Raw genomic sequence first — 18,300 nt, 5'->3', positions numbered from 1 at the left:
CATGAGCGATATCAATGAAATCCGCATGCAGGTCATGTGGAACCGCCTGATCTCGGTCGTCGAGGAACAGGCCCTGACACTGCTGCGCACTGCGTTCTCCACCTCGGTTCGCGAGGCGGGAGACCTGTCGGCCGGCGTTTACAATGCCAAGGGTGAGATGCTCGCCCAAGCCGTCACCGGCACGCCCGGCCACGTCAACACCATGGCCGAGGCGGTGCTGCATTTCATCGCCGAAATCCCGCGCGAAGAAATGTATCCGGGCGACACCTATGTCACCAACGACCCGTGGAAGGGCACGGGTCACCTGCACGACATCACCATGGTCTCGCCCTCGTTCAAAGGCGACGAGCTGATCGGCTTCTTCGCCTGCACGGCGCATGTGGTCGATGTCGGTGGACGCGGCTTCGGCGCGGACGGCAAGTCGGTCTACGAGGAAGGCATCCAGATCCCGATCATGAAGTTCGCCGAGCGCGGCGTTGTGAACAAGGATCTCCTGAAGATCCTGCGTCTCAACGTGCGCGAGCCGAACCAGGTGATCGGCGACTTCTTCTCCCTCGCTGCCTGCAACGACGTCGGCCACAAGCGGCTGATCGAGATGCTGGACGAAGTCGGCTATGACAATCTGGACACGATCGGCGATTTCATCCTGTCGCGCACGCAGGCGGCGACGATGGAGCGCATCGCCGGTCTACCGAAGGGATCGTGGTCGAACGACATGCTGACGGACGGCTATGATGTGCCGATTCGGCTTGCGGCCGAGGTGACGATCACCGAGAATGACATCAATGTCGATTTCTCCGGCACGGACGCGATGAGCCGTTGGGGCATCAACGTGCCGCTCATCTACACCAAAGCCTATGCCTGCTACGCGCTGAAATGCGTGGTCGCGCCAGACATTCCGAACAATGCGGCGTCCCTCGCCGTCTTCAACGTCTCCTCGCCGACCAACATCCTCAATGCCGAGCGGCCGGCGCCGGTTTCAGTCCGCCACGTCATCGGCCATATGGTGCCGGATCTGGTTCTTGGCGCGCTTGCAAAGGCGCTGCCCGGCAAGATTCTCGCCGAGGGTGCAGCCGCCCTGTGGAACATCCATATTTCGGCCCGTCCAGTCGCCGGCGCGATCGGACGCCGTGCCGAGGTGCTGATGTTCAACTCTGGCGGCATGGGCGCGCGCCCCGGCATCGACGGACTGTCCTCGACCGCGTTCCCCTCCGGTGTCCACACAATGCCGATCGAAGCGACCGAGCATACCGGCCCCATCGTTGTCTGGCGCAAGGAATTGCGCCCCAATTCCGGCGGCGCAGGCAAATATCGGGGCGGCCTTGGCCAGATCATCGAGATTGCGCCTGCCGAAGGTCACGAGTTTGACTTTTCGGCGATGTTCGACCGTATCGCGACGCCACCGCGCGGGCGCGATGGGGGCGAAGACGGGGCGCCGGGTTCGGCTAGGCTCGATGACGGAACGAAGCTGCGTCCCAAGGGCTGGCAGCACGTGCCGGCGGGCCGGCGGCTGGTGCTGGAATTGCCGGGTGGCGGCGGCTTCGGGAACCCGGCCGAGCGCTCGGCCGAGGCAAGAGCCGAAGACCTGTCCAAGGGTTACATGACGGAGAAGAAACAATGAGCCACATCGCAAGCCGGCTTTCGGCCGTCAAACCCTCGGCCTCCATGGCCGTCTCGCAGGCCGCCAAGGACTTGGCGGCGACAGGGGTCGACGTGATCGACCTTGGCCTCGGCGAGCCGGATTTCGCGGCGCCCGCCCACATCACCGAGGCCGCCTTTGAGGCAGCGCGCAGGGAGCGCATGCTCTACACCGCGTCCCTCGGCACGCCGGACCTGCGCAAGGCGATCGTCGACAAGTTCAAACGTGAGAACGGCCTCGACTACACCATCGACGAGATCGCGGTTGCGAACGGCGCCAAGCAGATCATCTTCAATGCGCTGATGGCGACGCTGGAAGAAGGCGACGAGGCGATCCTGCCGGCGCCTTACTTCGTCTCCTATCCGGAAATGGTGAAGCTCTTCGGCGGCGTGCCGGTCACGCCGGCCTGCCCGGCCGAGAACGGCTTTCGCCTGACGCCCGAAGTGTTGGAAGCCGCGCTCACGGAAAAGACCCGCTGGCTGTTCCTGAACATGCCCGGCAATCCGTCCGGCGCGGTCTATACAGTGTCGCAGTTGCAGGCGCTCGGCGCGGTGCTCGCGAAGTTTCCGAAGGTCATGATCCTCTCGGATGAAATCTACGAGCACATCATCTTCGATGGGCGCACGTTCGTCTCCTTCGGCGCGGCCTGCCCGGAGCTGCGCGATCGCTCGTTGATCGTCAATGGCATGTCCAAGGCCTATGCGATGACCGGCTGGCGCGTCGGCTATGCCGCCGGCCCGAAGGAACTGATCAAGGCGATGGCGACGATCCAGAGCCAGTCCTGCACCTCCGTTTCCGCCCCGGCGCAGATCGCCGCCAAGGCGGCGTTGGAAGGCCCCCAGGATTGCGTCGCCGAATTCCGCGCGGCGTTCGAGCGCCGCCGCGACCTCGTGGTCGAGGGTATCGCGAAGATCAACGCGCTGAGCCTTGATCCGCCGGAGGGCGCCTTCTATGCCTATATCGGCTGCGCCGCGCTGATCAGTGCGAGAACCCCCGACGGAAAGAGGCTGGAAGACGACGTGGCGGTCGCGAAATACCTTCTCGACGAGGGGCATGTGGCGGCCGTTCCGGGCACCGCCTACGGCCTGTCGCCTTTCTTCCGCATCTCCACCGCGACCTCGGATGAGGTTCTGGCCGAGGCGGTGAAGCGTATCGGCGCCGCCGTCGCCAAACTCGAATTCTGATTGGAAGGAAGCATGTCCAAACTCTTCAAGACCATTCTGATCACGGGGGCGGCCGGCCGTCTCGGCACGCAACTGCGCCGCGGTCTTGCGCCGCTGGCCGATCGACTGCGCCTGGCCGATATCACCGAAATCACGGACTTGCAGCCGAACGAAGAGGCGATGGTCTTCGACCTTGCCGACGAGGCGGCCGTGATGAAGGCGGTCGAGGGCGTCGACGCCATCGTGCATTTCGGCGGCGTTCCACTGGAGCGGCCCTGGCAGGATCTCCTCGACGCCAATATCCGCGGCAGCTACCACATCTACGAGGCCGCCCGAAAACACGACGTTCGGCGCGTCGTCTATGCCTCCTCGGTGCATGCCATCGGCTATCACACGCTTGAGGCCCATATCGATACGGATGCGCCGGTCCGGCCAGACAGTCTCTACGGTGTTTCCAAATGCTTCGTCGAGGCGCTCAGCCGCTTCTATTGGGACAAGTTCGGGCTGGAAAGCGTATGCCTGCGCATCTTCTCTTCCTTCCCGGAACCGGCGGATCGCCGCATGCTCTGGTCCTGGCTGTCCTTCGAGGATTGCATCCGCCTCGTCACCGCCAGCCTGACGGCCCCGCGCGTAGGCCACACGATCAGCTTCGGTCTGTCCGACAACGCGGTCAAGCCGGTCGACAATTCCAGGGCCGGCCACCTCGGCTATGTGCCGCAGGACAATACGGAGCGCTTCCGTGCCAAGGTCGAGGCGGCGAAGCCGCCGGTCGATCCGAAAGCGCCCTCCACCGTTTATCTCGGCGGATGGTTTGTCGATATCGGTCACCCGGATGACGAGGCAACGAAATGAAAGACCAGTATGACGTCGTCATTGTCGGCGGTGCGGTGATCGGGTCCGCTGTCGCCTATTATCTTGCGGCCAATCCGGATTTCAACGGTTCGGTGCTCGTCGTTGAAAAGGATCCGACCTATCTGAAGGCGGCGACGTCCCTGTCGTCATCCTCGATCCGCACGCAGTTCTCCAATCCAATCAATGTGAAGATCAGCCAGTACGGCTCGGAAGTCATCCGCAATTTCGGCGAGATGATGCAGGTCGACGACGACAAGCCGGATCTCGGCTTCCATTCGGGCGGCTACCTGTTCCTGGCCAGCACGCCAGAGCAGGTGCAGGTCCTCAAGGAAAACCATGAGGTACAGGTTTCCTGCGGCGCCGATGTCGTGCTCTGGAACCGTGACGAGCTGGCAAACGCTTTCCCGCATCTCAATGTGGCGGATATAGAGCTCGCCTCTTACGGCCGTTCGGGCGAAGGCTGGTTCAACAATACGGGCTTGATGTATGGCTTCAAGAACAAGGCTCGCTCGCTGGGCGTCGATTTTGTCACCGATGAGGTCGTGGCCATCGGTCGCGACGGCGACAGGGTGACGTCGGTGACGTTGAAGTCGGGTTCCGTTGTCAAGGCGGGCACGATCGTCAACGCCTCCGGCCCCCGCGCGGCGCTCACCGCCCGCATGGCCGGCCTCGATATTCCGGTCGAGCCGCGCAAACGCACATTGTTTGTCTTCGATTGCGCCCGCACTCCCGAGGGAACCGCGAACGTCAACCAGGGGCGGCTTCCCCTGATGATCGATCCGTCCGGCGTGTTCTGCCGGCCCGAAGGACGCTTCTTCCTGACGGGATGCCCGCCCGTCGAGGACCCGGCAGTCGATTGGGACGATTTCGAACCGCGCTACGAAGAATTCGAGGAGATAATCTGGCCGGCACTTGCCGAACGCTCACCCCAGTTCGAAGCGATCAAGGTGGTGAACCAGTGGGCGGGTCACTATGATTTCAACGTCCTCGACCACAACCTGATTGTCGGCCGCCATCCCGCGGTGCGCAATTTCGTCTTCGCCAATGGTTTTTCCGGCCATGGCCTGCAGCAGGGACCGGCCACGGGACGGGGCGTGTCCGAGTTGATCGTTTATGACGAATATCGCACATTGGACCTGACCGAAGTCGGCTATGAGCGAGTCGTGGAGAATCGCCCGTTCCTCGAAAAAGCCGTCATATAACTTATAACGCTGCCGGCTCCGCTCGTGGGCGGAGCCGTTAGCAATTTCTATCGCCTGCCGGAGGGTGACTTGGCTGGACAACATACGCGGCTTCCCCCTCTCAATGCGTTGCGTGCGTTCTGGGCGGTGATGCGCCAGGGGACCTTCCGCAGCGCGGCGGACGAACTCCTCGTCACGCCGCAAGCCATCAGCCAGCAGATCAAGCTGCTCGAGGATACCTTGCACGTGTCCCTTTTCGAGCGGAAAGCGCGGGTCATCGAACCGACGGAACAGGCGATTATTCTTTCGCATTTCGTCCAGGCGGGTTTCGACGAGTTTACGGAAGGCATCCGCCGGGTCACCAATTCGACCTACCGAAACCGCATCAACATCAACGTCAGCCCGTACTTCGCCACACGCTACCTGATGGAGCGTCTCGAGCGCTTCCGCCAACTCATGCCCGGCGCCGATATCCGCATGACGACGATGGTGAATGTGCGCGACTTCGCGGCTGACGAGGTGGACGTCTCCATCCAATGGGGCTTCGGCAACTGGAAGGAGTATGACGTCAAGCTCTTGGTGCACGACCCGAAGATCATCTGCTGTTCGCCGGAGCTGGCGCGGCAGATCACCTCCCCCAACGACCTCGGCCGCATGAACCTTCTCCATCCCGTCATGGCCCGGGGCCTCTGGCACAAGGTGCTGGAGCATCTTGGTTTGCCATCGTTGGAAATGGCCGGAGAGATCGAATTCCAGGATGCGGCGACGATGCGCAGGGGAACGATTTCCGGCATCGGCGTCGGTCTCGTTTCACGCCTTGACGCGCTCGCCGATATCGAGGCGGGTATCCTGGTCGCGCCGCTCGGGATTGATGTACTCGATACGATGGACAAGAAGGACGTTCCCGGCTTCTATCTCGTTGTTCCCAAAGCCCATAAGCGGGTCAAGATCATCTCTGCCTTTTGTGACTGGATCACAACCGAGCAATGGTGAAGGAGTGGGATGCGGAACAGGCAGGCATTGCCCGCCCATTTCCGTGAAAGTGCAGAAAAAGCTCCCGCGTTGCTTCGCCTCGTCACCCCGATCGCGAGCCTGGTGGTCGGGATCGCCAAGTGACTGTGTCTACATTGCCGGCTGGACTTACCAGCCGGCAACCGGGCTTAAACATCACCTTGGCATCGAGACATCAGGCAAGGTCTCCTCAAGCGAGCGTATAGCCGGTCTTGACCGTGGTGTAGAACTCGGCGGCGTAGCGACCCTGTTCACGCGGACCGTATGACGAACCCTTGCGGCCGCCGAACGGAACGTGGAAGTCGACGCCGGCGGTCGGCAGATTGACCATCACCATGCCGGCTTCCGAATTGCGCTTGAAATGGGTCGCGTACTTGAGGCTCGTCGTGGCGATGCCGGACGAGAGGCCGAAGCTGGTGTCGTTGGCGACAGCGAGCGCCTCGTCGTAATCCTTTACACGGATGACGGCGGCGACCGGGCCGAAGATTTCCTCGCGGGCGATGCGCATCTGGTTCGTCGCTTCGGTGAAGAGGGCTGGCTGCAGGTAGAAGCCGGGCGTTTGCCGTTCCAGCCTTTCGCCGCCGAAAGCGAGCTTCGCGCCTTCGCCACGGCCGATCTCGATATAGTCGGCATCCTGCCTCAACTGGTTCTCGTCGACGACCGGGCCGATATGGGTACCGCTCTTCAGGGCGTCGTCAATGACGAGATCCTTCATGCGTTCCGTCATCGCGGCAACGAAGCGGTCGTGGATGCCTTCGGTGACGATCAGCCGCGAAGAGGCGGTGCAACGCTGGCCGGTCGAGAAGAACGATGAGTTGACCGCGGCCTCGACGGCGACGGACAGATCGGCGTCATCCAGCACAACGAAGGGGTTCTTTCCGCCCATTTCGAGCTGGAACTTTCGGTTGTGCTCGATCGAGGCGAGCGCAACGCGCTTGCCGGTGCCGCCCGAGCCGGTGAAGGTTAGCGCATTGACCTCCGGACTGTCGAGCAGCGTCTGACCGACCACACTGCCGCGGCCCATGACCAGATTGACGACGCCGGCCGGTGCACCGGCGCGATGCAGGATGTCGATCAGTGCCCATGCTGAACCCGGCACGAGGTCGGCCGGCTTCAGCACGACGGTGTTGCCATAGGCGAGCGCCGGGGCGATTTTCCACGCCGGGATGGCGATGGGGAAGTTCCAGGGCGTGATGACACCGACGACGCCGACCGGTTCGCGGGTGATGTCCACGTCGATTCCGGGGCGCACGGAGGGAAGCGTCTCCCCGCTTAGGCGCAGCACTTCGCCGGCGAAGAAATCGAAGATCTGGCCGGCGCGCATCACCTCGCCGATCGCTTCAGGCAACGTCTTGCCCTCCTCCCGGGCAAGCAGGCGGCCAAGCTCGTCCTTGCGCGCTATGATTTCGTCGCCGGCTTTCTTCAGCAGCGCATGGCGTTCGAGGATTGGTGCGCGTGACCAGGCCGGAAAGGCGGCCTTTGCAGCGGCGATGGCGGCGCGAGTGTCGTCCGCACTGGCGCGGGCGTATTCGCCGACGATGTCATTGGTGTTGGACGGGTTGATGTTCGCCGAGGCGTCACCGGTCACCCATTCGCCGGCAATCAGGTTTCTGTGCAGCATCGCAAATTCCGTTCAATGCAGGCCGAGATAGGCCTTGCGGACGTCTTCGTTGTCGAGGAGGGCGGCGCTCTCGCCGGAGAGGTGAATGCGGCCGTTGACCATGACGTAGGCGCGCTGCGAGAGCTTGAGCGCGTGGTTGGCGTTCTGCTCGACGAGGAAGATCGTCTTGCCCATCGCCGCGATTTCGCTCAGCACCTCGAAGACGCGCTTGACGATGAGCGGGGCCAGACCCAGCGAGGGCTCATCGAAAAGGATGAGTTCCGGCCGTCCCATCATGGCGCGGGCAATCGCCAGCATCTGTTGCTCGCCGCCGGACATGGTGCCGGCGGTCTGGTTCCGTCGCTCCTTGAGGCGCGGGAAGAGCTGGAACATGGTAGCCCGGTCCTCATCGAAATGGTTCATGCCGATCGGCGTCGTGCCCATCATCATGTTTTCTTCGACCGTCATGTCCTGATAGATCTGCCGGCCTTCCGGTACCAGCGCGATGCCGCGTCGGGCGATGCGGCTCGTCGGCAGGCGCGAAATGTCCTCGCCCCGATGAATGATCTTGCCGGCGGATGCGCGCGGTGTGCCGAAAATCGAGGAGAGCAGCGTCGTCTTCCCCGCACCGTTCGCCCCGATCAGGCTGACGATCTCGCCCTTGCAGATGTGGACGCTCACGTCCTTCAGCGCTTCGACCGGGCCGTACTGGGCGCGAACGCCTGAAAATTCGAGCAGCGGGGCTTGCGTCATGTCGTTCATGCCTGCACCTCTTCTTCACTGACCCCCAGATAGGCGGCAACGACGGCGGGATCGTTCGCCACGTGATCGGGCGTTCCGTCGGAGATCACCTCGCCGTGATCGAGCACGACGATATGGTTTGAAATGCGCATGACGAGCCCCATGTCGTGCTCGATGACGAGGACCGTCTGGCCGTGCTCGGTGCAAAGCCGCTGGATGACCTCGGACAGTTCTTGCGTTTCGGACGGGTTGAGGCCGGCCGCCGGCTCGTCGAGGCAGATCAGTTGCGGGCCAGTGCACATGGCACGCGCGATCTCGAGGCGCCGTTGCCGGCCATAAGGCAGTTCCCCGGCGAGGCGGTTGCCGTCGTCAGTCAGGTTCATCTCGCGCAGCCAGAAATATGCGCGGTCGACCGCCTCGCGCTCGGCCCGGCGGAAGGCAGGGGTGCGGAAGACGCCGCTGAGCAGGTTGTTGGCAGTGACCAGATGCTGGGCCACCAACAGGTTTTCGACGACCGACATTTCCTTGAACAGGCGGATGTTCTGGAAAGTCCGGGCGATGCCGGCGCGTGTGACGAGGTGCGAGCCGCCGGTGACCGGCCTTGTCATCAAGGCGCCGATATCCTGCGGCCCGCTGCTGCCGTTCAGGATGATCTGGCCTTCAGTCGCCCTATAGAAGCCGGTGATGCAGTTGAACATCGTCGTCTTGCCGGCGCCATTGGGGCCGATGAGCGCGGTGACGGCGCCGCGCTGGACAGAGAAGCTGACATTGCGGTTGGCGACGATTCCACCAAAGCGCATGGTGACGTTGCGGACGTCGAGGAGGGGCGCGTTCATCGACCTGCCTCCGCCGTTGCTGCCAGGGGCAGGCTTCGGGCTCCGCTTTGCTCGGGCGAACTTGGGAAGAAAGCCGGCCGCTTGACGCGGACGAGGCCGCGCGGCTTCCAGATCATCATCACGACCATCAGCACGCCGAAGATCAGAACGCGGTATTCGGCGAAGTCTCGCAGCATTTCCGGCAGGACGGTCAGCACGAGGGCTGCGGCGATGACACCGACCGTCGATCCAAGACCACCAAGAACCACGATGGCGAGAATGAGGGCGGACTCGAAGAAGGTGAAGGAGGTCGGGTTCACGAAGCCTTGGTGGACCGCGAAGAAGACCCCGGCGAGGCCGCCCGTCGAAGCCCCGAGCGCAAAGGCAGTCAGCTTGGTGAACACGTGGTTCACGCCGAGCGAACGGCAGGCGATTTCGTCTTCGCGCAGCGCCTCCCACATGCGGCCGAGCGGCATGACGCGCAGGCGCTCGACGGCGTAGATGACGAGGCAGACGACCAGGAAGAGCACGATGTAGATGAACCAGAACTTGTAATCGGCGCTGTAGGGAATACCGAGATACTCATGGATCGGAACGCCGCCCTGCCGGGCTGTTCGGGTGAATTCAAGGCCGAGGAAGGTGGGCGCCGGGGCAGCGGCGCCGTTGGGCCCGCCGGTGAACTCGAGCCAGTTGTTCAAGACGAGACGAATGATCTCGCCGAAGCCGAGCGTGACGACGGCGAGATAGTCACCGTGCATCTTGAGCACCGGGAAAGCGAGGATCATACCGCAGAGACCGGCGAGGAAGGGGGCGATGATCAGTGCGCCCCAGAAGCCGAGGCCGAGGTACTGGGAGCCGAGCGCCAAGAGGTAGGCGCCAACCGCATAGAAGGCGACGAAGCCGAGGTCAAGAAGACCGGCCAGGCCGACGACGATGTTCAGCCCCAAGCCGAGCAGGCAGTAGATGAGCGCGAGGATCGCGATGCCGAGGAAATACTTGTCTGCGAAGAAGGGCAGTGCGAGGCCGGCAAAAAAGAGAAGGGCCAGGATCAGGACGTGGGACTTTTCCTCTCCCGTCATGACCGTTACGCCGGCGCCGTTTCTGGCGAACCTGCCGAGAAGCTTCTGACCGAAACCGGTCGCTCCGACGAGCGAGACCGCGATGCGGCCGGCGGTGACGATTGCAGCGAGCAGAATGGCCCGCGCAAGCTCGGTTCGGAAGCCGAAGCCTTCGAGCACGAGGCCGGATATGGGGCCCAACAGGATGAGCGCGACAGTGAAGGTGAGCAGGGCTTGCTTGGAAAGCGTAAGGAAGCGGTTCGGTTCCATGCTTGTTTCCTCAGACTTTCTGGATTTCCGGTCGGCCAAGTAGGCCATAGGGGCGGAAGAACAGGAGGATGATGAGCAGCGAGAAGGCGAAGACGTCCTTGTAGTCGGTGCTGACATAACCTGCGAACAGCGCTTCGGTTAGCCCGAGCAGAACGCCGCCGAGGACAGCGCCCGGCAGCGAGCCGATTCCGCCGAGAACGGCTGCGGTAAAGGCCTTGATGCCCATGACGAAACCGATGAAGAAATTGAACGAGCCGTAGTTCAAGGTGACCAGCGTGCCACCGACCGCGGCCGTGGCGGCGCCGATCACGAACACCGTCGAGATGATACGGTCAGTGTTGACGCCGAGGATCGCAGAGATGCGAATGTTTTGCTGCGTCGCCCGGCATTCGCGGCCGATACGGGTGTAGTTGATCACATAGGTGAGAATGCCCATGGCAATCAGCGAGGCGAGCAGGATGACCGTCTGCATGTAGGTGATCTGCGCAAAATGGGTGTCGTCACCAAAGCGGAACGCGCCCTTGATCAGGGTCGGGACACCCTGGTCGCGCGCGCCCTGCGAGATCTGGACGTAGCTTTGCAGCATCAGCGAGATGCCGATGGCGGAGATGAGCGGAGCGAGTTTCGTCGAACCGCGCAGCGGCCGGTAGGCCACACGCTCGATCGTCCAGCCGTAGACCGCGGTGATGGCGCAGGTGATCACCAGCACCGAAATGAGCGCGAAGGGAACGGACTGAATGCCGAAGAATGTCAGAACGGCGAGTGTAATGGCGGCGATATAGGCCGAGACCATGTAGACGTCGCCGTGCGCGAAGTTGATCATGCGGATGACACCGTAAACCATGGTGTATCCGACGGCGATCAGGCCGTAGATCGTTCCGAGCGTGATACCGTTAAACAATTGCTGGACCAGGATGTAGAGATCCATGGCGCCCTCCCCCTTCTTGAATTTTCCGGGCATGGAAAAGCCAGCCGGACGAGAGACCGGCTGGCTCGGCAAACTTGCCTTTACTCGACGAGGACGGGGGTTCCCTTGTCGTCGAAGTTATAGAACACGAAATTGAAGTTCTTGATGTCGCCCTTCTCGTCCCACGTGATCTCGCCGATCGCCGAATCGACCGTGTTGTTGCGCAACCAGTCCGCCTGGGACTTGAGATCTTCGCCGGCCTTGAGCGCGGCCACGACGGCCTGGGCGTTCGCGTAGCCGTAGAGCACGTAGTTCGCTGGCGTGACATTCGCCTTGGTCAGCGCCTCCTGGACGTCCTTCGTCTTCGGATCCGCCAGCGGATCGGGCGTTGCGGAGTAATAGACGTTTGCAAGGTTCTCCGCGCCGCCGGCGGCCGCGATGAGTTCAACCTGGGCGAAAGAATCGCCGCTGACGAAGACGACGTCGACGCCCTGCTCCTTCAGCTGTCGGACGAGGGGTCCGCCTTCCGGAATGAGGCCGCCGAAGTAGACCGCGTTTGCCCCGGCGCTCTTGATCTTGGTGACCAGCGCGTTGAAGTCGCGCTCGCCGCGCGTCAGGCCTTCGTACAGGACCGGCGCGATCCCGCGCTCCTCGATCGTCTTCTTGACGGCGTCCACCAAGCCCTGCCCGTAGGTGTCCTTGTCGTGGATCAGTGCGATCTTGTCCCGCTTCAGTGTGTCGAGGATGAAGCCGGCGGCGACAACAGCCTGCTGGTCGTCACGACCGCAACCGCGGAACACGTTGTCGAAGCCGCGCTCGGTCACCGCCGGATTCGTCGACGATGGCGTCATCTCGAGGATACCGGCGTCGTTATAGATCTCAGAGGCGGGGATTGTGCTCGACGAGCAGAAGTGGCCGATCACGGCCTGGACCTGGTCCTGGTCGACGAAGCGGTTGGCGACGGCCACGGCCTGCTTCGGCTCGCAGGCGTCATCGCCTTTCACCAGTTCGATCTGCTTGCCGTTGATGCCCCCGGCCGCGTTCACCTGGTTCACATAGGTCGACACGCCGTTGAAAACCTGCTCGCCAAAAGTGGCATTGGCGCCGGTGTAGGGGCCGGCGACGCCGATCTTGATCGTCTCGGCGGCAAATGCCGGCACGAGGAGCGAGGAGGCGATGGCGGTTGCGGCGAGGAGCTTCGAAAAATTCGTCATGTAGGGGTTCCCTCTGTTGAGCCGTTGAAGTTGTGTCGAACGCGGTTCGCTCCGCTGTTGTTGTTGCAAAGGATTTCGCGCGCTTTGTGCTCACCCTTGGGAGGATTGGAAAAACAGCAAATCAGGGTGCCTCTATCCTGTTTCGCGTCCGACACGCGCGTGCGGATTGCCTGTCAGTCCTATTGCCTCGAAAGGATTATAGGGGGTTAGCGGCCGCGGGCCTGCGTAAGAAATTCCGTCGATCGACAAGCTATCCTTGACACATCGGCGATTTCGGGCGGCTGATCAACGGACGCCCATGGAGCGAGACGAAGGCGTCAAGGCGCGGGAAATCCAACCTTCGGCTCCGGTGGCGCCGTGCCTTGGGAAGGATCGTCGTGGACTAGCACACAGTACGAAGGTCATCCCTTCGTTCGCTGGTCCGCCGGTTCGCTTAACATGGCGCGGTAGCGATTGAGACTTTCTTCCAGATGCGCCGACAGCGCCTGTTTGGCCGCCTTCACATCGCCCTGCGTAATCGCTGCGAGGATGGTGGCGTGCTCCTTGTTGACCTTTTTGAGATAGGCGTTGTAGGAGCGGCCGGACTGGCTGTGCTTCAGCACGAGGTCGAAATTGATCTCCCCCATCACGGCTTCCAGGAACCTTGGGAAGTGCGGATTGCGGGTCGCCTTGGCGATGGCGAGGTGGAACTCGAAGTCGGCGCGCGCTTCGGTACCGGCATCATTCGTATCAAGATTTTCTATATGGTCGAAGGCGCGGGCGATCTCGGCGAGCGCTTCGGGTGTGCGGCGCTGAGCGGCGAGCGCCACGGACTGCATCTCCACGCCGAGCCGCAGTTCCAAAATCTGCATGGCAGATCGGATGTCGTCGATTCGGCTGATCTCAAAGTTCAGCGTCCTTGCATCCTTATCGGTCACATAGACGCCGGCGCCCTGCCGGGCGATGACGCGGCCGGCCACCTTCAGCGATGTCAGCGCCTCGCGGATGACGGTGCGCGAGACGCCAAACTCCTCGCAGAGTTGTGCGCTGGACGGAATCTTCTCACCGGGAGCATAAAGTCCGGAATCGATGCGTTCGACGAGCTTGGCGACTACGATTTCGCCGAGATTGCCGCGCTGCGTGATGATTGACATGCGATGCTGCCCCTAGCTCATGCTTTTAATCTATCACTTATCATACCTGGCATGCCTGAAGAAAGCGCAGGATTTGCTTGCAGAATGGCACGAATGACCTGAAGCGGGTGGAGAAGCCTCCGGCCCTCCATCAAGTTCGCCTGCGATCGGCAGGAGTAGCCCGTTGCCATCACGATATCTGCTGAGCCGGCGGCAGCAAGCGCGGGTTGCCAACTCATGGCATAGAGCGCTTCCGAAAGCGGGCGGTTGCGGACCTCATGTCCGAAGGTGCCCGCCATGCCGCAGCATCCGGTCTCGCCCGTCACCAGATCCACGCCAAGTTTGGCAAAAACGTCCCGCCATTCGCTGGTCGCAGCGGGCAGATTGGTGCGTTCCGTGCAATGGGCCATGAGCAGGTAGCGCTTTTGCCCTTCGCTGGAGGGTAAGGGCGGGCGATCGAGAATGCCGCTCAACCATTCCTGTGGCAGCAGGACGCGCGCTTGAATTCCAACGCTGGAATACTCGCTCCGGAAGGTCAGGGTCATGGACGGATCAATGCCGACCAGCGGCACGCCGGTCTTCGCCAATCGATCGAGGACGGCGGCGGTGCGGCGTGCCGTTTTCTGGAAGGCGTCGAGATAGCCATGCACATGCAACGCCTTGCCATTGACGACCGGCTGCGCGACGAAGGGGGACAGCCCGAGCAGCCGCGCCACATCCACCGCGTCGACAAGCACCTGCGGATCGAAGTGCTCGGTAAAGGCATCCGGCACGAAGACGACAGCCCTGGACCGGGCGGCCGGATCAAGGCGACCCAGGTCCGCTGGCGTGGCGACGGGCACGTTGCGGCGCGCAAGCTCGCGCCGCAGGGATAGCTGCGGAAGAACGGGCAACGCCGTCAGGCCGGCGCAGCGCATAACCGCCTGGCCTGCCGAAGACCCGGCAACAAGATTGTAGAGGGGGCGCATCCGCGCCATCAGCGGCAGGGTAATTTCGATCGCGCCGACCAGCGGGTCCTTCAGCGGCCGCAGATATCGCTGGTAGTAGAGTGCGAGGAACTTGGCGCGAAAGGCTGGTACGCTGACCTTGACCGGACATTGCCCGGCGCAGGCCTTGCAGGCCAGGCAGGTATCCATCGCCGCGCGCACCTCATGGGAGAAGTCATTGCGGTTGGCGGGATTGAGGCTGTTCCACAGACGCCTCGCAAATCCAAACAGATGCCGCCGTGCGGCCTCGCGGCGCGGATCGACGTCCCTTTCGGCAAGCCGCCGCAGCCATTCGCGCATCAGCGACGCGCGGCCCTTCGGCGATTGGCGCCGGTCGCGCGTCGCCTTGTAGGAAGGGCACATCAGCCCGTCCGCGTCGAAATCGAAGCAGGCGCCGTTGCCGTTGCAATAGGCGGCATTGTCGAAGGCGGTGCGGATATCGTTGCCGATCTCCCGGTCGAGCGTGCCGCGCAGGGGAATGGCGTCGATCTTCGGCAGTGCCTTGCCGCTGGGTGCGACGATCTTGCCGGGATTGAGCTGACCCAGCGGATCGAAGGCGGCCTTGATTTCCTGCAGGCGCGGATAAAGCGGCCCGAAGAATTCCGGGACATATTCGGAGCGTACGCCCTTGCCATGCTCGCCCCAGAGCACACCGCCATATTTTCGCACCAGCGCCACGACGGCATCGCTGATCCGGCGCACGAGCGCCGCGTGCTCGGGGCGAGTAAGGTCGAGCGCCGGGCGCACGTGCAGAACGCCGGCATCGACATGGCCGAACATGCCATAGGTGAGACCTTCCCCGTCGAGCAGCGACCGGAACTCCCGAATATAGGCGGCGAGGTTTTCCGGCGGAACAGCGGTATCCTCGACGAAAGCCACCGGTCGGACCGGGCCCTCCACGTTGCCGAGCAGCCCGACCGCCCGTTTGCGCATCGTCCAGACGGCCTCGATCTCGGCCTTGCCATGCGTCGTGGTGAAACCCTTGCGGCCGGGAAAAGAACTGTTCTGCAGCGCCGCCGTCACGGCCGAGAGCTTTTCCGCCAATGCCTCCGGCGTATCCGCCAGCACCTCGACGATGTTGATGCCGTTTGCCGGCAGATCGGCATCGTTGGGAAAGTAGGCTGCGATGCGGGGCCAGATGATATCGCCCTTAGCAAGTCGCAGCACCGTTTCGTCGATCGTCTCGACCGAGGCGACATTGAGCGCCCCGAGATTGCGCGCGTCTTCGAGCGCTGCGTTGAAATTGTCGTAGCGGATGTTGACGAGCGCCGCATGGGCTGGAAGCGGCAGCAGATTGAGTTCGGCCTCTGCAATCATTGCCAGCGTGCCTTCAGAGCCGCATAGCACCGCGTTGAGATCGAACTTGCCGTCCTCGCGGATGAGATGGGCAAGGTCGTAGCCCGTCATGAAACGGTTGAGTTTTGGAAAGATGCGTTCGATGTCGCCACGGTCGTCTATGGCGATTCGAGCGAGGGTGCGGTGGATGTCGCCGATACGGTCGCGCCGGCTTTGCAGCGCCCGTAATTCCTCCTGGCACACCGGCCGGGAGAAAAAATCGCTGCCGTCCGTCAGCACGACGCGCAATGCCAGCACATGGTTGCTCGTTTTGCCGTAAAGACAGGAGCCCTGGCCGCAGGCATCCGTGGAAATCATGCCGCCGATCGTGGCCCGGTTCGAGGTGGAAAGTTCGGGTGCAAAGAACAGGCCGTGCGGCGCCAGCGCCTTGTTGAGCTGGTCCTTGACGACGCCCGCCTCGACCCGCGCGGTGCGTCGCACGGGATCGATTTCCAGGATGCGGTTCATGTGCCGCGAACAATCGACGACGACACCGGTTGTCAGCGACTGGCCGTTGGTGCCCGTTCCCCCGCCGCGCGGGGCAAGCGTCACGCCGGCAAACTCCGGACGGGAAAGCGCCCTAGCGATGCGCTTGAGATCATGGATGTTCCTGGGGAAGACGATGCCGGCGGGCTCGACCTGATAAATGGAATTGTCGGTGGAGAAGACGGTGCGCTCGGCGGCGGATGTGCCGATGTCGCCCTCGAAATCACCGCTGGCGAGATGATGCAGGAAAGCGTCGCTTGGCGACGACGGGCGCCCGTTTGATGGGAGGCGAGGGATCATGCGGGAGTCCAAAAAAAGCTTGTGCTTCACTCAAGCTAGCATATAAGTGATAACATGCTTGTGTGGCAGTGCAACCCAAAAATCGAAGGGTCGGAAACGTGAAGAACCAATCTGTTGTCATCGTCGGCGGCGCATCCGGACTCGGGCTCACGACTGCGAAGCTGATGATCGCGCAAGGCGCAACGAAGATCGGCCTGATCGATCGTAACGAGGCTCTGCTCGCGTCCTCCGCGGCGACTCTGGAGGCGCTCGGCGCAGAAGTGGCGACGGCCGTTGCCGATATTTCCCGCGCCGAAACTGCCCATGGCGGCTTCGAGGCGGTGGCCGCCAAGCTTGGCCGTATCCATGCGCTGGTCAACAGCGCTGCGATCTATCCGCGTAAGCCCATCCTTGAGATCACCGACGAGGACTGGGACCTCGAAAACGCCATCAATGTCAAGGGCACCTACCACATGATGGTGGCGGCTGTGCGCCACATGCGCCAGTTTATCAATGCGCCGGAAGTAACGGGCCGCATCGTCAACGTGACCTCGGTCGATGCCTTTAAGGCGCATCCGCAGAATGCCCATTACGCCGCCACCAAGGCCGCCGTTGTCAGCCTGACGAAGTCCTTTGCCCAGGAATGCGCCAAGGACCAAATTCTGGTTAATTCCGTTGCGCCGGCCGGTTTTGCGACGGACCGCGCCAAGGAACTCGGCTTCCTGCCGGAACTGGCGAAGGCGAGCGCGCTCGGCCGCGCGGCCGAACCGGTCGAAATGGCCGAATGGATCGTCATGATGGCTTCGAGCCGCAATACCTATGCGACGGGCGAGAATGTCGTCATCAGCGGAGGCTACATCTATGTCTGATGCCTATCGCGTCGCCGTCGTCACCGGCGCTACCGGCGGCATCGGCAAGGCCATCGTGCCGATGCTGCGCGCTCGCGGCCTCACCGTCTATGCCGTTGGCCGCAACGAGGCACAGCTTGCAGACCTCGCGCACGCGACCGGTGTGATCCCCGTCCGGGCGGATGTGCGCGACACGGCGCGCATCGCCGAGGCTTTGGCCGGCGTCGAGGTCGATATTCTCGTCAACAATGCCGGCATCCTCTCGACCCGGTCGGCCTTCCAGGACATCGATCCGGCGGAGATCGACGCGATGATCGACGTTAACCTCAAGGCGCCGATGCATCTGACGCGGGCCGTGCTGCCCGGCATGGTAGCGCGCAAGCGCGGGCATCTCATCTATATCGGTTCCAGCGGCGGTCAGGCGCCCTATCCGAACATGGGGGCCTACGGCGCCTCCAAGGCCGGCCTCAGCCTGTTCTGCGACAACCTGCGTTGTGACCTCCTCGGCACATCGGTGCGGGTCAGCGAGATCGTACCCGGTCGCGTTCAGACGGACCTCTACCGCTCCTCCATTCCCGACAATCAGGCCAAGGCCGTGCTCTATGACGGCTACCGGCCAATCCAGCCGGAACATATCGCCCGCATCGTCGGTGACGTGATAGCGCTTCCGATCTATGTGGACGTCGCACGTGTGGAAGTGTTCCCGACCGATCAGGCAACGGGCGGCGGAACGATGGTGAAGTTCGAGGCACAATGACGGTCGCCAAGGACCAGGGAACGCCAACGGATCGATGATGCCGCTC

Annotated in this window: 15 protein-coding genes; 7 read left to right on the top strand and 8 right to left on the bottom strand. The window is 62.6% G+C overall.

The window, feature by feature from the left end:
• The first annotated feature begins 1 nt into the window (after position 1).
• The 5 genes from JNC62_RS02680 (at position 2) to JNC62_RS02660 (ending at position 5,828) form a co-directional block, all read left to right on the top strand.
• Positions 2-1,621 carry a hydantoinase B/oxoprolinase family protein gene (locus tag JNC62_RS02680; RefSeq protein ID WP_374835725.1) on the top strand — a complete coding sequence of 540 codons (1,620 nt, stop codon included), beginning with the start codon at positions 2-4 and terminating at the stop codon, positions 1,619-1,621.
• Positions 1,618-2,823 (top strand): pyridoxal phosphate-dependent aminotransferase, encoded by a 1,206-nt coding sequence (locus JNC62_RS02675; protein ID WP_374835723.1) that lies wholly within the window; start codon positions 1,618-1,620, stop codon positions 2,821-2,823. Before JNC62_RS02680 ends, JNC62_RS02675 begins: the two co-directional genes overlap by 4 nt.
• A 12-nt stretch (positions 2,824-2,835) precedes the next feature.
• Complete coding sequence (locus JNC62_RS02670; protein WP_374835721.1) at positions 2,836-3,654, top strand: NAD-dependent epimerase/dehydratase family protein; 819 nt, start codon at positions 2,836-2,838, stop codon at positions 3,652-3,654.
• Positions 3,651-4,856, top strand: coding sequence for an NAD(P)/FAD-dependent oxidoreductase (locus JNC62_RS02665; protein ID WP_374835719.1), 1,206 nt, complete (start codon positions 3,651-3,653; stop codon positions 4,854-4,856). The genes JNC62_RS02670 and JNC62_RS02665 overlap by 4 nt, the downstream gene beginning before the upstream one ends.
• A gap of 69 nt (positions 4,857-4,925) precedes the next feature.
• On the top strand, positions 4,926-5,828 hold the full coding sequence (locus JNC62_RS02660; RefSeq protein WP_374835717.1) for a LysR substrate-binding domain-containing protein: 903 nt from the start codon (positions 4,926-4,928) through the stop codon (positions 5,826-5,828).
• 208 nt (positions 5,829-6,036) lie between these two features.
• Here the strand turns inward: JNC62_RS02660 and JNC62_RS02655 are convergent, their stop codons facing one another.
• The 8 genes from JNC62_RS02655 to ydiJ form a co-directional block, all read right to left on the bottom strand.
• Positions 6,037-7,467 (bottom strand): aldehyde dehydrogenase family protein, encoded by a 1,431-nt coding sequence (locus tag JNC62_RS02655; RefSeq protein WP_374835716.1) that lies wholly within the window; start codon positions 7,465-7,467, stop codon positions 6,037-6,039.
• Between the two features lie 12 nt (positions 7,468-7,479).
• Positions 7,480-8,199 carry an ABC transporter ATP-binding protein gene (locus JNC62_RS02650; protein WP_374836316.1) on the bottom strand — a complete coding sequence of 240 codons (720 nt, stop codon included), beginning with the start codon at positions 8,197-8,199 and terminating at the stop codon, positions 7,480-7,482.
• A gap of 5 nt (positions 8,200-8,204) precedes the next feature.
• Complete coding sequence (locus JNC62_RS02645) at positions 8,205-9,023, bottom strand: ABC transporter ATP-binding protein (protein WP_374835714.1); 819 nt, start codon at positions 9,021-9,023, stop codon at positions 8,205-8,207.
• Complete coding sequence (gene livM / locus JNC62_RS02640) at positions 9,020-10,330, bottom strand: high-affinity branched-chain amino acid ABC transporter permease LivM (protein ID WP_374835713.1); 1,311 nt, start codon at positions 10,328-10,330, stop codon at positions 9,020-9,022. The genes JNC62_RS02645 and livM overlap by 4 nt, the downstream gene beginning before the upstream one ends.
• A gap of 10 nt (positions 10,331-10,340) precedes the next feature.
• Positions 10,341-11,258: an ABC transporter permease subunit gene (locus JNC62_RS02635; protein WP_374835711.1), complete on the bottom strand. Its 918-nt coding sequence runs from the start codon at positions 11,256-11,258 to the stop codon at positions 10,341-10,343.
• Positions 11,259-11,338: 80 nt separating this feature from the next.
• Positions 11,339-12,451, bottom strand: coding sequence for a branched-chain amino acid ABC transporter substrate-binding protein (locus JNC62_RS02630; RefSeq protein WP_374835709.1), 1,113 nt, complete (start codon positions 12,449-12,451; stop codon positions 11,339-11,341).
• Positions 12,452-12,852: 401 nt separating this feature from the next.
• Complete coding sequence (locus JNC62_RS02625; protein ID WP_374835707.1) at positions 12,853-13,584, bottom strand: FadR/GntR family transcriptional regulator; 732 nt, start codon at positions 13,582-13,584, stop codon at positions 12,853-12,855.
• A gap of 17 nt (positions 13,585-13,601) precedes the next feature.
• Positions 13,602-16,670 (bottom strand): D-2-hydroxyglutarate dehydrogenase YdiJ, encoded by a 3,069-nt coding sequence (gene ydiJ, locus JNC62_RS02620; RefSeq protein ID WP_374835706.1) that lies wholly within the window; start codon positions 16,668-16,670, stop codon positions 13,602-13,604.
• Between the two features lie 98 nt (positions 16,671-16,768).
• Here ydiJ and JNC62_RS02615 point away from each other — a divergent pair, with 98 nt between their 5' ends.
• On the top strand, positions 16,769-17,518 hold the full coding sequence (locus tag JNC62_RS02615) for an SDR family NAD(P)-dependent oxidoreductase (RefSeq protein ID WP_374835705.1): 750 nt from the start codon (positions 16,769-16,771) through the stop codon (positions 17,516-17,518).
• A complete protein-coding gene (locus JNC62_RS02610; RefSeq protein ID WP_374835703.1) occupies positions 17,511-18,254 on the top strand; it encodes an SDR family oxidoreductase in 744 nt (247 codons plus the stop codon). Before JNC62_RS02615 ends, JNC62_RS02610 begins: the two co-directional genes overlap by 8 nt.
• The last annotated feature ends 46 nt before the right edge of the window (positions 18,255-18,300 follow it).

Origin of the sequence: Mycoplana ramosa (assembly GCF_041930185.1) — a bacterium.
Taxonomy (GTDB): domain Bacteria; phylum Pseudomonadota; class Alphaproteobacteria; order Rhizobiales; family Rhizobiaceae; genus Mycoplana; species Mycoplana ramosa.
The sequence above is the reverse complement of the archived record's forward strand: the minus strand, read 5'-3'. Positions and strand labels throughout refer to the sequence as shown.